This is a genomic window from uncultured Phascolarctobacterium sp. (assembly GCF_902463975.1).
GTDB lineage: Bacteria > Bacillota > Negativicutes > Acidaminococcales > Acidaminococcaceae > Phascolarctobacterium_A.
This window is the reverse complement of sequence record NZ_CABQHJ010000004.1, coordinates 1-19,262: the sequence shown is the minus strand read 5'-3', so window position 1 is coordinate 19,262 and position 19,262 is coordinate 1. Positions and strand designations below refer to the sequence as shown.

At 43.2% G+C, this 19,262-nt stretch carries 17 protein-coding genes and 1 pseudogene; 3 read left to right on the top strand and 15 right to left on the bottom strand.

The window, feature by feature from the left end:
• Positions 1-6: 6 nt before the first annotated feature.
• The 9 genes from metG to RDW05_RS01940 all read right to left on the bottom strand — a co-directional run bounded on the left by metG (position 7) and on the right by RDW05_RS01940 (position 9,727).
• Entirely contained in the window at positions 7-1,968 is a 1,962-nt protein-coding gene (gene metG, locus RDW05_RS01980; protein ID WP_307977654.1) for a methionine--tRNA ligase, read from the bottom strand.
• The gene (gene rsmI / locus RDW05_RS01975; RefSeq protein ID WP_367269576.1) at positions 1,961-2,848 is read right to left on the bottom strand and encodes a 16S rRNA (cytidine(1402)-2'-O)-methyltransferase; all 888 of its coding nucleotides are present in this window, start codon (positions 2,846-2,848) and stop codon (positions 1,961-1,963) included. The genes metG and rsmI overlap by 8 nt, the downstream gene beginning before the upstream one ends.
• 112 nt (positions 2,849-2,960) lie before the next feature.
• Complete coding sequence (locus tag RDW05_RS01970; protein WP_307977653.1) at positions 2,961-3,524, bottom strand: hypothetical protein; 564 nt, start codon at positions 3,522-3,524, stop codon at positions 2,961-2,963.
• Between the two features lie 104 nt (positions 3,525-3,628).
• Complete coding sequence (locus RDW05_RS01965) at positions 3,629-4,975, bottom strand: MATE family efflux transporter (RefSeq protein ID WP_307977652.1); 1,347 nt, start codon at positions 4,973-4,975, stop codon at positions 3,629-3,631.
• A 144-nt stretch (positions 4,976-5,119) separates the two neighbouring features.
• Positions 5,120-5,884 (bottom strand): fumarylacetoacetate hydrolase family protein, encoded by a 765-nt coding sequence (locus RDW05_RS01960; protein WP_307977651.1) that lies wholly within the window; start codon positions 5,882-5,884, stop codon positions 5,120-5,122.
• Positions 5,881-6,666 carry a histidinol-phosphatase HisJ family protein gene (locus RDW05_RS01955; protein WP_307977650.1) on the bottom strand — a complete coding sequence of 262 codons (786 nt, stop codon included), beginning with the start codon at positions 6,664-6,666 and terminating at the stop codon, positions 5,881-5,883. The genes RDW05_RS01960 and RDW05_RS01955 overlap by 4 nt, the downstream gene beginning before the upstream one ends.
• Positions 6,667-6,841: 175 nt before the next feature.
• Positions 6,842-7,447, bottom strand: a complete 606-nt coding sequence (locus RDW05_RS01950) for a DUF1847 domain-containing protein (protein WP_281738015.1) — start codon at positions 7,445-7,447, stop codon at positions 6,842-6,844.
• A gap of 119 nt (positions 7,448-7,566) precedes the next feature.
• Positions 7,567-8,808, bottom strand: coding sequence for an outer membrane protein transport protein (locus tag RDW05_RS01945; RefSeq protein WP_307977649.1), 1,242 nt, complete (start codon positions 8,806-8,808; stop codon positions 7,567-7,569).
• Positions 8,809-8,902: 94 nt separating this feature from the next.
• A complete protein-coding gene (locus RDW05_RS01940; RefSeq protein WP_307977648.1) occupies positions 8,903-9,727 on the bottom strand; it encodes a hypothetical protein in 825 nt (274 codons plus the stop codon).
• A 223-nt stretch (positions 9,728-9,950) separates the two neighbouring features.
• Here RDW05_RS01940 and RDW05_RS01935 point away from each other — a divergent pair, with 223 nt between their 5' ends.
• The gene (locus RDW05_RS01935) at positions 9,951-11,027 is read left to right on the top strand and encodes an acyltransferase (RefSeq protein ID WP_304238763.1); all 1,077 of its coding nucleotides are present in this window, start codon (positions 9,951-9,953) and stop codon (positions 11,025-11,027) included.
• 102 nt (positions 11,028-11,129) lie between these two features.
• Here RDW05_RS01935 and RDW05_RS01930 read toward each other — a convergent pair whose 3' ends face one another.
• The gene (locus RDW05_RS01930; RefSeq protein WP_307977647.1) at positions 11,130-11,945 is read right to left on the bottom strand and encodes a MerR family DNA-binding transcriptional regulator; all 816 of its coding nucleotides are present in this window, start codon (positions 11,943-11,945) and stop codon (positions 11,130-11,132) included.
• Positions 11,946-12,085: 140 nt separating this feature from the next.
• Between RDW05_RS01930 and RDW05_RS01925 the strand changes: the two genes are divergently transcribed.
• Positions 12,086-13,027 (top strand): ABC transporter substrate-binding protein, encoded by a 942-nt coding sequence (locus tag RDW05_RS01925; RefSeq protein ID WP_307977646.1) that lies wholly within the window; start codon positions 12,086-12,088, stop codon positions 13,025-13,027.
• A gap of 11 nt (positions 13,028-13,038) precedes the next feature.
• Positions 13,039-14,853, top strand: a complete 1,815-nt coding sequence (locus RDW05_RS01920) for a TonB-dependent receptor (protein ID WP_307977645.1) — start codon at positions 13,039-13,041, stop codon at positions 14,851-14,853.
• A 112-nt stretch (positions 14,854-14,965) separates the two neighbouring features.
• Here RDW05_RS01920 and RDW05_RS01915 read toward each other — a convergent pair whose 3' ends face one another.
• The 5 genes and pseudogenes from RDW05_RS01915 to RDW05_RS01895 form a co-directional block, all read right to left on the bottom strand.
• A complete protein-coding gene (locus tag RDW05_RS01915; protein ID WP_307977644.1) occupies positions 14,966-15,295 on the bottom strand; it encodes a helix-turn-helix domain-containing protein in 330 nt (109 codons plus the stop codon).
• Between the two features lie 6 nt (positions 15,296-15,301).
• A complete protein-coding gene (locus RDW05_RS01910; protein WP_307977643.1) occupies positions 15,302-15,889 on the bottom strand; it encodes a hypothetical protein in 588 nt (195 codons plus the stop codon).
• A gap of 189 nt (positions 15,890-16,078) precedes the next feature.
• Positions 16,079-17,380: a DUF4143 domain-containing protein gene (locus tag RDW05_RS01905; RefSeq protein WP_307977642.1), complete on the bottom strand. Its 1,302-nt coding sequence runs from the start codon at positions 17,378-17,380 to the stop codon at positions 16,079-16,081.
• 261 nt (positions 17,381-17,641) lie between these two features.
• Positions 17,642-17,926: a hypothetical protein gene (locus RDW05_RS01900; RefSeq protein WP_293724854.1), complete on the bottom strand. Its 285-nt coding sequence runs from the start codon at positions 17,924-17,926 to the stop codon at positions 17,642-17,644.
• Positions 17,923-19,262 (bottom strand): annotated as a pseudogene (locus tag RDW05_RS01895) (hypothetical protein); the annotation flags it as partial. The pseudogene RDW05_RS01895 and the gene RDW05_RS01900, both read right to left, overlap by 4 nt.

Below are 19,262 nucleotides of genomic sequence, written 5' to 3'. Positions count from 1 at the left end.
ACTTTTTTATTTTACACGACTGCCGGAAGCAAGATTTTGCGGGTCAACAAGAGCCAAATTGCCCTGTCCGTCGGAAGCACACAGCAGCATGCCGAAGGACTCGATGCCCATCAGCTTAGCCGGTGCCAGGTTTGCTACAACAACAACGTTTTTGCCTACCATCTGTTCAGGCTCATAGTATTGGGAAATACCGCTGACAATAGTGCGTACCTCATCACCTATTTCTACCTGCAGCTTAAGCAGCTTTTTGGATTTCTTAACCTTTTCTGCTTCCAGAACCTTGCCTACGCGCAGGTCAATCTTCTCGAAGTCAGGGAAAGCTATTTCCGGTTTAATCGGCTCCATAGCAGGCTTTGCTTCTTCTGCCGGAGCAGGTACGGGAGCTGCAGCCTTATGCTCATAGCGTTTGCCGCCGATGATGGTTGCGCCGTCTTCGGTAACCTCGATACGCGGATACAGAGGCTCGCCCTTGCAAACCTTAGTGCCGTTTGCCAAGCCGCCCCATTCAGCGTCAGCCAGCAGGAACTGCTCAGGCACAGTCAGGCCAAGCTGGGTGTAAATTTTCGGGCTGGTGGTCGGGATGTACGGGCTGATTAAAATAGCTACGATACGCAGAGTTTCAGCCAGGTTGTACATAACAGTCTTCAGACGATCAGCCTTAGCCTCGTCCTTAGCCAGAATCCACGGAGCGGTTTCGTCGATGTATTTGTTGGCGCGGCTGATTAAAGCCCATACGCCCTTAATTGCAGTGTTGATTTCCATGTTGTCCATAGCCTTAACATAGTTAGCTACGGTTTCTTTAACGAGAGCCTTCAGCTCATCATCAATCGGCTCGTTGGCACCGGTATCGGCAACAATACCGCCATGATATTTTTCAATCATGCTGACGGTTCTGTGCAGCAGGTTGCCCAGGTCGTTGGCCAAATCTGCATTTACACGGGTAATCAGTGCATCACGGGAGAAGTTGCCGTCGCTGCCCAGGTTGATTTCGCGCAGCAGGAAGTAGCGGATAGCATCAGCGCCGAACTCATCAATCAGGCCCAGCGGGTCGATAACGTTGCCCTTGGATTTGGACATTTTGTCGCCGTCAACTACGAGCCAGCCATGACCGTAAACCTCTTGCGGCATTTCCAGACCCATAGCATGCAGCATAATCGGCCAGATAATGGTGTGGAAGCGCACGATTTCCTTGCCTACCAGATGCAGGCTTGCCGGCCAGTATTTGTGGAAGAAGGCATCATCGGTGCCGTATTTAATGCCGGTCAGATAGTTCAGCAGAGCATCGAACCATACATAAACAACATGTTTTTTGTCAAACGGAACAGGAATACCCCAGTCAAAGGTGGTACGGGTAATGCACAAATCCTCCAGACCTTGCTTAACGAAATTAATCATCTCGTTGCGGCGGCTTGCCGGTTGGATAAAGTCCGGATGCTCTTCGATGAATTGCAGCCACCAATCCTGGTATTTGCTCATTTTAAAGAAGTAGCTTTCCTCTTCCATCTCCTCTACCGGACGATGGCAGTCGGGGCAGCAGTGGTTTTCATCCAGCTGACGCTCCAGCCAGTAGGATTCGCAGGGTACGCAGTACAGGCCCTTGTAATTTTTCTTATAGATATCGCCCTGCTCATAAATTTTTTGCAGTGCGTCCTGAACAACCTTGTGATGACGCTCCTGGCTGGTGCGGATAAAGTCATTGTTGGAGATATTCAGCTCTTTCCACAGCAGCTTGAAGTTAGCAATAATTGCATCTACATACTGAATCGGGGTTACGCCCTTTTCCTTAGCCTTACGCTGGATTTTCAGACCATGCTCATCACTGCCGGTCAGGAAGAATACATCTTCACCCTTCAAACGATGAAAGCGTGCCAGGCTGTCAGCGATAGTTGTGCAATAGGCATGGCCTATATGCAGATTGTCACTCGGATAATAAATTGGTGTTGTAATATAATAACTCGGTTTAGTCATTGTCAGACCCATCTCCTTCAGAAATTAGTTGATTATATAGCTCCCGTTTGGGAATTTTACGTTTTTTTGCTACCTGCGCCAAGGCAGTCTTTTTATCTACGCCTTCAGCCATCAGCTTGCGCACCTCGTCAAGAGGCTCCAGCTCCTCCTCGGCTGCAACGAAAGCTCCGTCGCCGGCACCGAGCACCAGGCAGAACTCACCACGCGGCGAATTGGCCTCCAGCCATTCCAGACAGCCGCTGACCGTGCCACGGTAGAATTCCTCATGCAGCTTCGTCAGCTCGCGTGCTGCCGCCAAAGGACGGTCGCCCCACGCAGACAGGATATCCTTCAGCACCTCCACAATCCGGTGCGGTGCTTCGTAAAGAATAATCGTCGCAGGAATATGCTGCCATTGCTCCAGCTGCTCGCGTCTGTTACGCTTACTCTTTGGTAAAAAACCGCCGAAGAAAAACGGATATGTCGGCAGACCGCTGGCAATCAAAGCACATAAAGCAGCGTTGGCACCGGGTACAGGCACTACTCTGATACCATGGGCAATCGCATCATGCGCCAAAGCTTCACCGGGATCAGCAATTCCCGGAAAACCTGCGTCGCTTACAAGAGCAACATTTTTGCCCTCCAGCAGCTGGCCTAAAAGATATTCGCCCTGCTTATCCTTGCTGTGCTCATCATAACGCACCAGGCGTCCTTTGATGTTGAAGTGATTTAAAAGCTGCAGCGTATGACGTGTATCCTCCGCCGCAATCAAATCTGCTTCCTGCAGCATCCGCAAAGCGCGCGGTGTCATATCCTCAAGATTACCGATAGGCGTAGCGCATAAATAAAGTGTTCCATATATATTGTTTTGCTCTGCTGTCACAGCTCCGCCTCCTATCATTTAACGGTGGTCAGCAGGTGCAGTACATACTAACCCATAATATATTAATTTTATCACACACAGCGTGATAAATAAAGAAAAAACGCGTAACTTTCGTTACGCGTTCAGCTTGTCAGTAAACAGCTCTGCCAGATTTCCAACCGGGTGTAAATGTAGACTCGATAGCAGCGCATTTATTATTATAGCTGTCTGCCAGCCAGGACGGATAATCAAAATACCAGGTATTCCAATATTCCCCGTTGATAAAGCACTTTTTGTAGTAAATCCTGTCATTTTCCAGATAGGAAATAACATACCAGTCATCACCTTTGGCCCTATATGCAGCAGATGGATGATTTTGGATATCCATATTATATTCATCGGCAAGCGTCATGCCCATATTATGTCCACCGCTGACAGTAAAGCTGGATCCATATTCATCTTTAAAGATACAGCCATCGCCATTAGTGCTCTCGAAGGCCTGATCGAAGTTTGCCGGGAGATTAATCGCAAAAGCAAATCTGTCATTGATATAGCGATAATAATCTGGATTATCCGTTGTAAATACTCTGACATACTCTGCTGTTCCTTCGCTGGGTTCATACCATTGGTTCTTTAAGAAAACAGCACTCGCCGCCGATACGGTAGCAGTAAAAACAAACATCAGCATCGACAGAAGCAGCAAGATTTTTTTCATAGCATTCACCATCCTTAAATGTATTCTCTGCACTTTAATTGTAACCTGCCAAAGATTTTTTGTCGAGCTTAATTTTCTAAAAATTGACTCTTTCTGCTCAGTATTCAGTTAATAGGCTTGTATTTCTTTTCCAGCAGACGTACAAAATAATGGTAGGCCGCAAAAACAAAGACCGCACAGCTAATCCAGGAAATCGGCTCGGCCATACAGATGCCCTCATAGCCAAAGGGCACACTGAGATATATCGCCGCGATAGAACGCATAATAAGCTCCACAACGCCAGAAAGCATAGGAATCATGCTGACGCCCATGCCCTGGCAGGCATTACGGTAAATAAAAATCTGGCTGAGGAAGAAGTAAACAGGCACAGTATACAAGATATAAAGATGTGCGGACTCCATAACTGTCGGTGACGGATTATCCAGGAAGATACCGATAACCTCTTCGCCGAAAGCAAATACTACAACCGCAGCAACCAAACTGAAGGCCAGCGTCAGCAGCGAGCAGCGGCGAACCGCATCACGGATGCGGTCAAAGCGGCGAGCACCGAAATTCTGCGCCGTAAACACAGCCATAGCAATACCGAAGGAAATCATCGGCTGCAGCGCCAGCTGCTCTACGCGCATCGCCGTAGTAAAGCCGGCAATCTGGTCACTGCCAAATTTATTGCAGACTGACTGCAAAATAATAATGCCCAAGCCCAAAACCGAAAACTGCACTGCCATCGGCAAGCCCATACGCAGATGCGCCCACAGCTCCGGCCAGTCCAGCTGAAAATCGCTGCGATGAATATGCAGCTGTGGAAAGCGCTTGTAAATATAGATAACGCACAGCACCGCCGAAAAGGCCTGCGCAATAACCAAAGCAAAGGCGCTTCCCGGTACACCCCAGCCGAAGCAGATGATGAAAACAAGTGCCAGAATAATATTCACTATCGAAGAAATAATGAGAAAGTATAGCGGTGTTTTACTGTCCCCCAGGGAACGCATAATACCCGATAAAAGATTATACGCCATCATCGCCAACAGACCGTCGACAATAATCATTACATAGGCATAAGCATCCTCCATCAGCTCCGGCGGAATATTCATCATCACCAGCACCGGTTCTATCACCAAATGCATAATTCCCATGATAAGCACGACGAAAAACAAGCTCAATACACTGCAGGTAGCAATGCTGCGACGCATACCCTGCATATCCTGCGCACCGTAGCGTTGGCCGGTGACAACGGTAAAGCCGTTGCTCAAGCCAATCGTCAGCACCATCGTAAGCATAAATAGCGGCGACACCGCGCCAACAGCAGCCAAAGCATTCACGCCAATCGTCCGCCCGACAATAATAATATCGGCAATATTATACAGCTGCTGAAAAACATTGCCTATCAGAAGCGGCACCATAAAGGGAATAATCAGCTTAAGCGGTGCGCCTTCCGTCATATTCTGAAGCATAAAAAAAGAACCTCCTTTAGCTGCTCTCTCTCAAGCAGCAGTATCAGTCCAGTATTACAATATATATCACTGACTTATCAGTCAAAATATAGCACAATCAGGAAAAAAATACAAGACGTGCAGCAACACACGTCTTGTAAAATCTTATTCCATAACAACTCTGTTGGTAATCTTGCCGATTCCTTCGATTTCAATAGTAATTTCATCACCCTCATTCAACAGGCCGGCATCTATCGGCGTGCCTGTTAAAATCAAATCACCGGCATCCAACGTAAAGCTTTGGGAAATATAGCTCAAAATTTCGTAGGGATTATAAATCATATCACTAGTGCGTGCCTCCTGCTTAAGCACACCGTTGACATAAGAGCGGATGGATAAATCGCTGGGATCCAGCTCTGTTTCCAGCCACGGTCCTAAAGGACAGAAGGTGTCAAAGGATTTACAGCGCAGCCACTGACGCTCCTTGCGCTGCAGGTCGCGGGCCGTAACATCATTAGCACAGGTATAGCCTAAAATATATTTAGGCACATCTTCTGCCTTAACATTCTTCATCCTCTTTTTCACGACAATACCCAGTTCCGCGCCAAAGGCCAGCTCCTGCACCTGCTTCGGCCAGATGATATCCGCACCTGTACCGACAACGGTATGCGCAGCCTTGGAAAAAATACTCGGCTCACGCGGAACCTCCACACCGAATTCTGCCGCATGCTTCTGGTAATTAAAGCTGACGCAGATAATCTGCTTCGGTACGCAGGGTGCCAGCAAGCGTACATCACGCATAGCAAAGGTTTCGTCCGTTATCTGCCAATATGTTTCCAGAGACCCATATACGCAACGGATAACATCGCCGTCAATAAAGCCTATACGCTTGTTTCCTGTCCGCAAATCCTCAAAACGCACGCATTTCATTTTAACCCCTCCATAATCTGCATCCTTCTCGCTTTAAAATAAACAGGTGTCAGTTCTGCCTGCGCCGCCAACGCCAGCGCCTCCTGCAATCTGCGCCCCACATGCTCCTTATAATGGGCGTCACTGCCAAGAGTGCAGTATTTGCCGCCAAGCTCACGATAACGCTTGTACAGCGGCAGCAAGCCTGCTACCGCAGCAGCATCCAGGCGACGTGTATTGATTTCAATAGGCTTATTCTGCTCAATCAAAAGTAAAAACAGCTTATCGAATAATTCCGGTGCATCCTCCAGGCGCAGCTCACGCTCCGCTCCCTTATACGGCCAATAACGGCAGATATAGTCAATATGCGCAAACGCATCAAAATCGCGCTCCTGCTCCAGGCAGGTAATCGCATCATGCAGAAATTCCTCTACAATCTGCTGGCGCGTGCGTCCCTTGTAGCAGGTCTGCTCGTATAAATCACGCCCGCCGATGCAATGGATAGAAGCCAGCACATAGTCAAACGGATGAGCCTGTGCCACCTTTTTATCCTCAGCCGCAGTATGCGTCTGCATGCCGATTTCAATGCCTATCAGCACCTTGTAGCTGCTCAGCGGCTGCAGACGCGCAAAATATTCGTCTATATCAAAGATAAATGCTTCCGGATTAGTCGGATAATCATAATCCCAATGCTCTGTAACCGTTATACCAATTTCCTGCTCAGCTGCTGCGCCGATGGCATCAGCAAATTTCATTTCGCTGTCGCAGGAATAATCACAGTGCATATGTGTATCAAATATCATTTAGTGTACCTTCCTTCCGTAAATTATATTGTATCAAATTGCAACAAAAAAGCAACGGGGAAGGGAGTATTTTTTCACCAATTAACGAGAAAATTACAAAGAAGTTAGCAGGGAGTAATCCAAGAGAAAATTTTAATTATTCTCCGAGATTACTCCCTGTAAAAATCAATCTATTTTACACCTCACCGTCGTCCATAATTCCCAGCTTACGTTTCCAGTAGCGGGAATAAATAGCGCCCAAAGGATTGTGGGCCAACAGGCGGTCCTTAACTACCAGATTCGTTACCGGTCCTTCGGCGTTCATGTTGAAAATGGCATCGTGGCCAACGCACAGGCCACAGGAAATGTACAGCTCAACGCCCTTTTCTGCCAAAAATTTAGCCTGGAACTTAGGATTGCACATTGCCTCATGCTCCAGCTCCGGCTTAACCTGCTTCAGTCCCAGCTCTTTTTTGGGGAAGCTGCAGTTTTTGCAGCAAACGCTGTAAAACTCAAAGCCCTGCTGCTTAAAATATTTGGCAATATAGCGTGCTTCCGCATTAAGACCGATGCAGAAGGACATGCCCAGCTTTTTATAGCCCATAGCTTTGGCAAACTCCGCAGTTTCCTGCAGACGGCAGATGTTGCTGTAGAACGTGCCTTCAACGTAGGCAGCAGCCTGCATGAGCTTCAATTCTTCCTCGGTATAAGCTTCCTTGACAGTTTCCAGGGGCACGCCTGTGCAGTTAACACCCTTGGTGTAGCAGGCATGTGTAGGACAATTCGCGCAATCACATTTCATTTTACATTTCTCCTTTCGCCAATAACCTTGTTAAGCCTATTGTAGCACAAACAGCAGCCATATTAAAAGAGCTGCCGCACTTTTTCGTGCAGCAGCTCCGGTAAAAGCAAAATATAAAATTAGAATTTACGTTGGTAGGAAATAGAAGCAATCTTGGTAAAGCTGTCGTAAGCATGAGCACTCTTATAAGCATCGCCCTTCTCAGGATGACCTGCAAAATCCAGAGTGCCGACATCCATCCAGCCCAAAGCAACAGCAACAGTCTGCTTCTTATCGTTGTAACGGGCACCGATAGAATAGGTGCGACGCAGTCCTGTCGGTACAATGAAATCACCGCCATCGGAAGGAATAGAGGATTCATCAAAAGCAAAGCCTGCCATAACAGTATACTTATCGCTCAGGTTATGCTCTAAGCCTATAGCATAACGCCAGCCATTCTCCCAATTTTTATCAGAAAGAGCATTCGGTTTACCAAATACCGGCTTATCAAAATAAACATTCAATGCATCATAGGTACTCCAGTTGGTACGAGTAGCTTTCAATTCCAGACGGGTTTTCTTGTCAAATTTGTGGTTATACCCGATATCCCAGCTGTCCGGCAAAGTAACCACACCATAAGCATTAGCTTTAACATTAAAATCCGGCATTGGAGAATATGCTTTAGCATCTGCTTCTAAGGAATGAGTAATACGGCTACGATAAACTACACCAATTTCGTTTTTATCATCAAAAGCATAGTTGGCAGCAGCATTCCAGCCCAAAGCATAGCTTTCGCCTTCAATTTGTACACTACCTACATTCATCGTAGGAGTTGCATATGCATTCTTCTGCAGTTCCAAGCCAACATAGTTGATTTCTGCACCAACTGCTGCGCTCCATTTTTTGTCGAACTTATGCGCATAGGTCGGAGTAACGCTGACACCATTCAGTTTAGAGAAAAATGCATTAGAAGATGCCTTGCTGCCACGCTCAAATTCGGATACCATGGCAAAGCGCGGGAAAGCACCGATACCGAACCATTCTTTATCATTAATCTGTCTTACATAGTAGCTGCCAACAGCCCAACCGGCATGAACCACATTTTTACCGGCTTCAATTTCCTTGCCGTCACCATCATGCAGCTTATAGCTGCCGTGCGGGCTCAGATAGGTGGAGCTGCTCTTCATTACTTCACCCTGTACTTTGGTGATAGAAGCAGGGTTATAAGCTACGTTGGCAGCATCGTCCTCAGCAAACATGCGCGCACCGCCCATAGCAATGCCTTCAGCAGACCATTCGTTAATAGCAAAGCCTTCAGCGCCTGCTACCTGGGGTGCCAGCAGTGCTGCAGCTAAGCCTAAAGCTAAAAAGTTTTTATTCATATTAGTACATCCCTTCTCACATTTTTATTACCTGCTACTAATTGTAACAGATTCGTGAAAAGTGCGTACAAAATCTTTTAATCGCTCGTTTTAATTACTTAATTAAACTTTGAAAAGAACCCTTTTCATCCGGTTCCTCGCCGGCAGCCTTCGCTGCCTCGCGACGTGCAAAGTTACGCTCCTGCAGGCGGCGTACATCCTCCAGCGTCGGCACATTATCCTTCTCCCACGGCTGGTACTGAATCGTAGTGCAGTGATGATACATAGCATATCTTTCCTTAGCATCTGCTGCAGCCTCGGCCTCGGCAAGAGCCTTCTTGGCAGCATCGTTCATCGGGAAGGATTTGTACGCATCTGCCAACAGCAGCGCCGCCTTAGCGTAATCGCCCTGTTCGGCCATGCTTTCTGCAATAAATTTCAATGCGTGGAAGCGATAAGGATTAACGCCTTCCACAGCCTTTTCGTCCTCCAGCATAGCTTTAGCCTCAGCCAAAGCAGCATCCTCGGCGCCGCAGGAACGCTGCAGCTCCAGTCTGCGCGCCCAGATAGCGCCACGATCTGCACTGCGGAAAACCTTCTTATACTCACGGCACAGTCTGTAGGCTTCATTCAAATAAATAATCGGTGCATCACCGGTACCGGTCAAGCGCCAGACGATTTCCGCAATATCACGCAGGCACAGCACCTTATGCTCCGCCTCACTGAGTCCGAACTCCGGTGCATCCTCCATATCCGGCTGCACATCCTTCACGGTTGCCAGCACCGCCATAGCTCCCTCGATATCCTTCAAAATCATCAACATACGTCCTACGTTGCTGCGGCATTTCCAATCATCATAATCGTTTATCAGATTCAACGGTATCGGGTAATCACAGCTTGCTACCTTCTGTACATAACCTTGCCATTCCTGTTTTTCCATTTCAGTATCCTCCTCAATCTGTTATATATTCTATTCAAATTATCTGCGCTGCCGCTGTCTTTGTCAAGCGTCAACCCGTACAGGAGTAATAATATTAATGCTTATATGTTATCTGTCATAGCTTATCACCTTTTATATTCCATTTGGTTATAATGTAAATGCTTAATCGCTATTTGACTATAAAATTTAAAGTAGTACAATAACTCTACTAGAGAGAAAGAAGATGTATAAAACTATGAGCTTCCCCCTATTGTTACGCGGCTTCGTAGTGCTGGGTGTCATGCTGATGCACACCACCTGGTACTTCAGCCACGCTCACGCGGAATCGTGGGTTACTATTTCCGAAATGCTGTTGGACATTATCTCCCTCTTTGCCGTACCCCTGGTAATGTTTGTTTCTGGATATATGTTCATCAGCCACAATCGCCATGCCGATTATTATAAGTGGTCCTTCTTCCGCAGAATGTTCCTGTCGGTGCTTTCGCCGTATTTGCTGTTTTCGTTGCTGTACCTTGGCGGTGCCTGGTTCTTCAGCAACGCCAGCTTCACGCTCAAGCAGGCAGCTTATCTTATTATCACCGGCAGCAGCGCTGTACATATGGCATTTTTCCGTGCGTTATTTGGTTTTTATGCTATCTATCCGCTGCTGTTGCGTTATTTTAACCGCTGTCGCCTGCATCACAGGCTGCACCGCTTTATTATTCAGGTAATCCTGCTGCAGCTGTTCTGGAAAATCTGCAACAATATCAGCTGCAGCAATCAGGCAGTTATCCTAACACTGGAAATTACCACTTTTCTGCGTTATATCGCCTACTTCTCCTTCGGTATGCTGGCTTATATCTACCATAAAAAAATGCTGCGTTGGATTGATACGCACCACGTTCTTTTGATGACAGGCTTCATCCTGAATCTGATTTTAATTGGCGGCTGCTGGTTTGCCAAATATTACCTGCATATCCTGCCGCTGCTGGAATTTGTCTGCTTCCCGCTCAACCTGTTTTTGTACAGCATCATCATCGCTATGCTCTTTCGTTACGCCTGCACTTTGGAATCGCAGGACAGCCTCAGCAAGCGCTTTATGATGTATCTTGGCAACTATTCCTTCGGTTTATTCTTGATTCACATCATTTATATGTATGTCGGCAGCGAGCTGCTTACACTGCTGCATATGTCACCGCAGCAGCTCTGCTTTTATCCGCTGCTCTTCATCATTATGCTCAGCCTCAGCCTGCTGACCATGGAAGCACTGGCACGTGTTTCCTGGGGCCATTATTTCATCGGCCATGTAAGCCGTCTGTAAAAAGTTTTCTTCTTATTCCCCATATATTGAAAAACACCACTTGCGTTTGCAGGTGGTGTTTTTGCTTTGTCTATAAAAGGCTTTACTCTTACTCATAAAGCCTCAAATTATAACTGGAATTTCAATTTTCGAAATAAAAGTATCCATAGTATCAGAAGTCCAATAGTTTTTTATCGGGCGTATATATACCTGTTTACCCAATTTTATATTGAGTGTCTGGCAAAACTCATTAATAGCCGGTGCTGCAAGCTGTAAAGCATTCTGAAAGGTATAGCTTACATACATTTGCAGATATATATTTCTGGGACGTTGAAAATTAGTCCTTCCGACCGCAGCTTTTGAAAAAACCTTATAGTATTTAGGTTCTTCTTCAAGATTATCCAGCTCAAAAAGAAAACCAGCATCTAAAAGGCTTCTCAGGCAATCATCTTCAGAAGCAATCTTAAGCAACTCCGCACTTGCAATAAAACGATCCTTCAATGATTTACAAAAGCAGATTTCATCACTTAAAATCAAATCTTCAGCATCCAGGTAAGATAATGATATTTCATTAAGCTTTATATCTGTATGACCATTAAGCCTGCTGATTTCATTTTGGATTCGACCACATAAACGATCTATCATAACACGCTTCTTTTCCAGATTTTTTATCTGATTCGAAAGTAAGGGTATCAATGATTCCGCATTGCGGTTATTAATAAAGTCTTGAATATCTGATAGGTGTAAGCCAATATTTTTTAAATCAAGAATAATCCCCAGGATAAAAAACTGTTTAAAAGAATACATCCTATAGCCATTACTGCCAACAAAAGCCGGCTTGAGCAGATTAATTTTATCGTAAAAAATAAGTGTCTGCTTCGAAATACCATACAGCTCTGCCAGCTCACGCGCATACAAATATTGTGATTTTTCGTTCATTTTGATAGATTCTCCTATTGACTTTATAGTTACTATAAGGTGTAGTATCTATTATAATATCAGAAATTAAGAATTGCTTCAATATAAAACATCATGTTTATATGACTTGATTGGAATTTAAGGAAGTGGAGTTGAAAGTAATGGAGAAACTTAAACGGCGCACGCTTTGGCTCATACTAATGCTTGTATTACTGGTGTTTTCCGTAGGCTGCAGCAACAATAACAACGTCGGAAACAATGCTAAAAATTCATCTTACGTAGTAGAAGATGCCCGCGGCAAAAAAATAGAATTTGCCCAACCGCCTTCACGTATCATGTCCATGTATCCCGGCTCTGATGAAATCTTGGTTAATATGGTAGAACCGAAACGCATCCTGGCTTTAAGCAAATGGGCAGAGGATGAACAGATTTCCAACGTTATGCATATGGCAAACAAGGTAAAGCTACGTACTGAATATAATGTCGAATTTATTATGAAGCAACAGCCTGATGTATTATTCACAAGACAGGGTACAAGCGCAGATTTTATCAGTCAGTTGGAAAATGTTGGCGTTAAGGTATTTGTTTATCCTAATGCCAAAACCTTAGATGATGTTAAGGAAGTTCATAACATTTTCGGCAGAGTTTTGAGAACAGAAGACAAGGCTGCAGCCATGAATAAAAAGATTGATGATGATGTTGCCAAGCTGCTAAGCGAAAAGCATAACGTTAACGCTAAAATCTTGATTTTTAACAGTCGCGGTGCTATGAGCACCAAGGGCAGTCTTTTAGGTAACGTTTTCCAAAAGCTTGGCATTGAAAATATGGCCGACCGCTACGATATTCCGCTTGGAACTGTGCTAAATAAAGAGCAGGTAGTTGCATGTAATCCAGATGTATTCATTCTTATCGATTGGACCGATGGCGGCTATTTCCCCAGCGGCGAGGTCAAATTAAAGGAAATGTACGGTGATCCCAGCTTTGCGGAATTAAAAGCCATTAAAAACAAAAAGGTTATTTTACTGCCCATTAAATATATTTCCTGTGGTTCTATCTACATCACGTCATCTTGTTATGAAATTTTAAATATATTAAAATCTTAGGAGGTTTTTTGATGAAAAAGAGTTTATTAATGACAGCTTTGCTGATGTCCATGGTTCCCAGTGCCATGGCTGCAGAACCTGTGGAGTATACACTGGATACTCTGCTGGTTACCGCTACCAAGTATGAAGAAAAGGATCTTCATATTCCTGCTATGACTAACGTATTTACGCAAAAGGACATTGAACGTTTAGGTGCTACCAACGTAATGGATTTGCTGGCTAATGTTCCCGGCGCCGTTATTACGCCCCCTGTAGGTATGGGCGGCACCATCGGCTTCAGAGGTCTGGCTAAAAATACTGTAAATGCAACTATTCTTGTCGATGGTATTCCTCTGAATTCTCAAGGCGCAGCCAACTTGGAAACTCTCGATACAGATACTATCAGCAGAGTCGAGGTTATTAAGGGTACCGGTGCTGTTCTTTATGGCTCCGATGCTATGGCAGGCGTTATCAATATTATTACCAAAGAAAACAATAGCAATAAAATTACCGCAGGCTTTGGTAAAGATGGTAAACGTTACGGCAGCTTAGAGGTTAAAGCAGGCAATCTTGACGTTAACTATAGCCGTGACCAAATCCAAAAAAGAGGCTTCCTGACAAGAACTCTTAGCACCGTAGGCCGTAAATTTGCCAAAGATTCCCTGAACCTCAACTATAAGGTTAACGATAACATTAAACTACAATACCTGTACACTAACCAATTGGACGAATACGATTGGCTCAACAAATACACTCCTGCTAAAACAACCTTCAACAAAAATACCTATGATTTCCACGTATTGAACTTAAACTATCAAAACAATGATTTTTACTTCAACACTTATGGTCGCAGATATGACTTTAAAGGTCAAACCTGGGTAAAACAAACTAATGCATTTCAATCCAGCAGCAAAAATGTTGTAGAAAACTTTGGCGCTGAAATGAGAAATAAGTGGGATATCGGTAACAGTAAACTGACCGCGGGCATTGTTTTTGACCGCGAAGAAGCTGATTATTCCTCCATTAAGAGAAACAGAAACAATACTGCGCTCTATGCATTGAGCGAAATTCCTCTCTCCGAAAAGCTTGACCTGTTCTTAGGCACACGCTACCAAATGGTTGAAGACCTGAAAAATGAACTGTGCCCGCAAATTCAGTTGCTTTATAAAATGGATGACACCCAAAGCATTTATGTCAATGCCAATAAATCCTTCAGGGTTCCCACCATTAAGGAACAGTATAACACTAACAGCAACACCTTTATTCCTAACCCCGATCTGAAGCCGGAAACTGCCTGGACCTATGAAATCGGCTGGAAAAAGCAATTTGATGACAGCTCTCTGAAATTAGGCCTGTACAAGCTGCGTGTTGAGGACAGAATTTACTCCACAAAAACCGGTGATAAATACAACGGTGATGATATCTACACCCCTATAAATGCCGATAAATTTGAAAACATTGGTTTTGAAGGCTTGTATGAGCAACGCATTGATGATAACTGGTATTATAACTTTGGCTTTGCATTCTCCAATCCTAAGCAAACCACCAAGTCCAATGTCATGCAGAGAGTTGATTACAGAAATAATGTCAATGCGTTAGTTGGCTACAAAAACAGAGATTTCTCCTCCAACTTAAGCGTACAGCATATTTGGGACAGAACTCCGAAATATGGTACTGTTCCGCCTCAAATGTGGAATTTGAACTTCAATATGAACTATCATATCAACAAAAACTCTGACGTTAAGCTGCTTGTCAACAACCTGCTTGACCGCGATGACTGGCTGTCCAGCAACGGTTCCTTTACTCCGAATAGAAACTTTGTTTTATACTATTCCTACAAATTCTAATTAATTTAGCATACCTAACATTTTTCCGTTACTCTATTCACTCTCCATTAATTAAATACAAAAAAGGAAAGGACGCGTCCAATAAAGGGCGTGTCCTTTCCTTTTTACTTATTCAAAATTTCTTCTTATACGCCTCTCCCCAGTCACGCATGGCCTCCAAAACAGGCCGCAGACTGTAACCAAGCTCAGTAAGCGTATATTCAACGCGCGGCGGCACCTCAGCATAAACCTTGCGCTTCAGCAGACCGCTGGCTTCCATCTGCCGCAGCTGTGATGTCAACACCTTTTGGCTGACTCCGTCCAGAGATTTTTTCAATTCGCCAAAACGCTTTGTTCCCGTCAAAAGGTCACGCAAAATCAGCACCTTCCATTTATCACTGATTAAGGTCAGTGTAGTTTCTACCGGACAAGCCGGTAAAGCATCACTCATTTCAGGCAACATTTACAGTCACTCCTTCAGTTCCTTGCTGTATATCCACGTTTCCTGCGCACCCAGCTGCGGCAGGATATTATTCGTAAAATGCGCCGCTTCACTATAACCACGCCTGCGGTAATATTCATAATCGCAGGTAGCATCCGCCCATAAATAGAGCTTTTTGACACCTTTTTTCTGCGCAATCGCTTCCACGTTATGCAGCAGCCTGCTGCCCACACCGCTTTTCATGCTCAAAAACAGGCACAGCAGCAAATCCTCCGGATTTGCCAACGCCCTCACCTTTTGTCCGTTATAAGACAAATAGCGCAGATAATCGTAAACAAGATCCTGCTCCTCGCACTCAAAATGCTGCAGGCTTTGCTTTAACCAGGACTGGGAATTATCACGCTCACTCAAGGGCGCCGCCAATAAAAAGCCTTGCATACCTTCTTCATCCGTCATTTTTAAAGAAAAGGCCTTACTGCGATAATAATAGCGCACCATCGCCTCGTACAGCACATCCTTCAAGCCATCATTAGTCAGCGCCATCTCATCACCCCAGGTCAGCTTGGTGAGATGGGATGCGCAGGAAATATCCTGCTGGGTAAAATTTGATAACATTTATGCTTCTCCACTTCAATAATCGAATTACAACACTTGCACAATTAGTTTTTAAGTGTCTTAAACATTCTTTCTAACTCTATTTTAAGCTATCCTCATGAAATATGCAATCAGTGCAGATTCCATGAGTATAAAACATGCAACTACTGCATATTTCATGAGGATAATAGAAAAACAGCTTCATCAAGCTTATATAATTGCAGCCATGTACAAAGGTAAAGTAATCTTTTTCTCAACAACACCGGTATTTTTTGCTGTGAGCTTATAACCTCTTTCGATATTATCCATTTTAAGCAGCTCATTTAATGAACGTGTCGAGCCCTTTCTGGCTTTCACTTCTACAGGTACAAGCTTACAATTGCGTTCCAAGATAAATTCAATTTCTAAAGTTGAATCCTCTTTTTTATAATAATAAAGCTCTTCGCCTCTTTTCGCTAAAATATCAGCAACAAGACTTTCATAAATGCCACCTTTCGCCGGTCCTTCCAATGCATCTGACAACAAGGCAATCTTCAGCTGATAACCATACATAGCAACTAATAGACCAATATCGCAAAGATAAACTCTAAATTGATCTTCTTTGACATATGCTTTCAATGGAAACCAAGGTGAATTCACATTATAAGCAAAGTCAATTAATCCGGCATTATGTAACCAATCTAAGCTACTGGTAAATTTCCTTGCTGTCGCCTTTTTCTCAACAACAGAATACTGAAATTTATGGTTTTCTTTGCTTAACTGACGTGGGATAGACAGAAAACACTGCTTAGCCTTAATTTTATCCTGATTCAGCGCGTATTTAGCAATATCATCCTGATAATCACGCAGAATTTTTTCCTGTAACAGATGTACCTGGTAAAAATCCTTCGTTGCAATATATGTATCAACTACCTCAGGCAGTCCACCAACTACCATATATTCCTGCAGATACTTGTTTAAGGAATTATGCATAGCTTCCGGAACTCGTTTTGTTCCGTCTACGTATGGTGCCAGCATCTCCTTGAGATTTACTTCTAAACCAAGCGCCCAAAGAAACTCTTCAAAATCAAGAGTACGCATAATTAGCTGCTGTTCATATCCTACAGGTATGGAACCCTCATTTTTGTAATCTATACCCAGCAATGAGCCGGAGGCAATACAATCAAAACGTCCATCTTGAGTCCAAAATTTCAAGGAAGTTCTGGCGTTAGGTGCATCCTGAATTTCATCCAAAAACAAAAGCGTTTCACCGGGAATAAATTGACACCCCGGCATACTAAGTTTTATTTGCTGAACCATGCTATCAACATCAAGATTTCCGGAAAAGACTGCCTGCATATCAGGTCGCTCAATAAAATTTATCTCTATAAAATTTTTATATTCCCTCTTACCAAACTCTCTGACAATATATGTTTTACCACACTGCCTAACACCACGTAATAACACAGCGTCTTTTTTGCCTGCGCTGTTTTTCCACGCTAAAAGCTTATCATATATTTTTCTACGTAACATTTTAATTGCTCACTCCCCTCTCTAAATTACTCTCATTCTAGCATATCCTCATGAAATATGCAATCAGTGCAGATTTCATGAGGATAAAATATGCAACTACTGCATATTTCATGAGGATAATAGAAAAACAGCTTCATCAAGCTTAAAGCCATCAGGGGCTACTTCCCTGTAGGACTTTGAGTCTTAATAAAGCTGTCTTAAATTTAAGCATAATATTATTTCGTAAATTGCAAGAACAAGTTGCACATTTAGGTACTTACTTCAATAGAACAAAAACCATAAATTCGCCCCAGTCATAACTTGTATGATTTTCAAAAATATCATCCCTAGAAACATTATCCCCATAGATTTAATTAGATTTTTTTTTACATTATCAATTAACCCAAACGACCATAATCCTAAATAGATTGAGCTAAAAATGTTTTCCATTACCAAAGCCATAACTTTTATAGGAAAGTATCGTTGCCACAATGGAATATCAATCATATCATTGTAATAAAACCCAAGAACTATTACAAGCAAAAAATATATAATTATTCTTTTCATTTGTTCAAGATATCTCCTACTGTTTTTAGATCTAACCCTAAGTTATAACTATTTAAGATGCCAGTAAATTCATCTCTTTCTTTTTTATCATATATTACTTTATCCCAATCAATATTTCTTAATTTTCCTTCCTCTATTAATTTGTAAAATTGCTGACAATCACCAATTATACCTATCATTTGTGTAGCAGTATTTAAACTATTATATATTTTTTCATTCTCCCTGCCAGCCAAAACGCTATCTTTGATGAAATTAACAGTTGAAATGTTATTGTTAAATAGATTCTTATATCCACTGGTTCCAGAAATAACTAATTCATTCGCATTCATAGCTACAACTATCGCTCCAGCCAATATGCCTGAATCATTTCCTGAAGTTATTGCTAATTTAGCCAACTCATATCCAGCTAATATCCCACCTATACTGCTAGCTACACCAGTAATTAATTCACCAGCATCATTCTTTAAATTACTGCTGATTGTTGCATCATAAACAAACATATTTCTTTTATCAACAACTGCATTAGTATCAAAGGAAATCATTTTAAATGGCATCAGAAATCCTACATTATCCTCTTCAAACAATTGGCCATTCGGTTGAATATAAAATTTACTTCCATCTGGGAACTGTATTTTATCACCAGGAATGATTTTTTGAAGTAAATCATTTAAATTATCATCTTTTATACCGTATGTTGTGCCAGTAGATAAGAAAGCAGGACTCCCATCTTTATTGTATCCAACATAAAACGTCTCACCTTTAATTTCATATTCACCATTTTTAAGCTGGATCATATTAATTTTTGAATTAAAACGGCTTAACCATTCTCTATCTTGAAGTGCACTAATTAAGTCATATTTTAAGTCTATAATTTTTTTAGCATCTTTCTTTTCTTCCTCAGTAAGACTATCATTTTTTTCTATAGCTTCAATTTCAGAGTTGTATTTTTCCAGCTGTTCATGCGTCAAATAATTATTCTTCGTCCCACTCGCAGCAGTACTTGCACCCGCCTGCGCATTTCCTGTAACCAATTGTGATACTACTCCACCAATAATCGCACTTGCCCATTGATGCATTTCAGGATTATCCTTAAACATATCGCTCAATTTATCCTGAATCATTTCGTTTATCATAGCACCAGATGTACCTGACAAGAATCCACTGTCAGTAAGTTCACTCATGATACCACCTACAATGGCGTGAAGAGCGTTCTTTTCAGCACTGCCTTCTTGCCAGTCATTTTTTATAGCCAAATCGCCTACTACTTTATATGCAATCTCTCCAAAAAGTCCAGCGAGATCTTGACGTTCTTCAACCTTCGTCTTATCAAAGATTT

Bases quoted from the DNA above. Each gene is read 5' to 3' on its own strand.
- RDW05_RS01970 (WP_307977653.1), bottom strand. From the start codon at position 3,524: ATGAAAAAAATCTTGCTGCTTCTGTCGATGCTGATGTTTGTTTTTACT.
- RDW05_RS01960 (WP_307977651.1), bottom strand. From the start codon at position 5,884: ATGAAATGCGTGCGTTTTGAGGATTTGCGGACAGGAAACAAGCGTATA.
- RDW05_RS01910 (WP_307977643.1), bottom strand. From the start codon at position 15,889: ATGTTATCAAATTTTACCCAGCAGGATATTTCCTGCGCATCCCATCTC.
- RDW05_RS01935 (WP_304238763.1), top strand. From the start codon at position 9,951: ATGTATAAAACTATGAGCTTCCCCCTATTGTTACGCGGCTTCGTAGTG.
- RDW05_RS01905 (WP_307977642.1), bottom strand. From the start codon at position 17,380: ATGTTACGTAGAAAAATATATGATAAGCTTTTAGCGTGGAAAAACAGC.
- RDW05_RS01930 (WP_307977647.1), bottom strand. From the start codon at position 11,945: ATGAACGAAAAATCACAATATTTGTATGCGCGTGAGCTGGCAGAGCTG.
- RDW05_RS01955 (WP_307977650.1), bottom strand. From the start codon at position 6,666: ATGATATTTGATACACATATGCACTGTGATTATTCCTGCGACAGCGAA.
- RDW05_RS01920 (WP_307977645.1), top strand. From the start codon at position 13,039: ATGAAAAAGAGTTTATTAATGACAGCTTTGCTGATGTCCATGGTTCCC.
- RDW05_RS01965 (WP_307977652.1), bottom strand. From the start codon at position 4,975: ATGCTTCAGAATATGACGGAAGGCGCACCGCTTAAGCTGATTATTCCC.
- RDW05_RS01950 (WP_281738015.1), bottom strand. From the start codon at position 7,447: ATGAAATGTGATTGCGCGAATTGTCCTACACATGCCTGCTACACCAAG.
- RDW05_RS01945 (WP_307977649.1), bottom strand. From the start codon at position 8,808: ATGAATAAAAACTTTTTAGCTTTAGGCTTAGCTGCAGCACTGCTGGCA.
- RDW05_RS01900 (WP_293724854.1), bottom strand. From the start codon at position 17,926: ATGAAAAGAATAATTATATATTTTTTGCTTGTAATAGTTCTTGGGTTT.
- RDW05_RS01940 (WP_307977648.1), bottom strand. From the start codon at position 9,727: ATGGAAAAACAGGAATGGCAAGGTTATGTACAGAAGGTAGCAAGCTGT.
- rsmI (WP_367269576.1), bottom strand. From the start codon at position 2,848: ATGATAGGAGGCGGAGCTGTGACAGCAGAGCAAAACAATATATATGGA.
- metG (WP_307977654.1), bottom strand. From the start codon at position 1,968: ATGACTAAACCGAGTTATTATATTACAACACCAATTTATTATCCGAGT.
- RDW05_RS01925 (WP_307977646.1), top strand. From the start codon at position 12,086: ATGGAGAAACTTAAACGGCGCACGCTTTGGCTCATACTAATGCTTGTA.
- RDW05_RS01915 (WP_307977644.1), bottom strand. From the start codon at position 15,295: ATGTTGCCTGAAATGAGTGATGCTTTACCGGCTTGTCCGGTAGAAACT.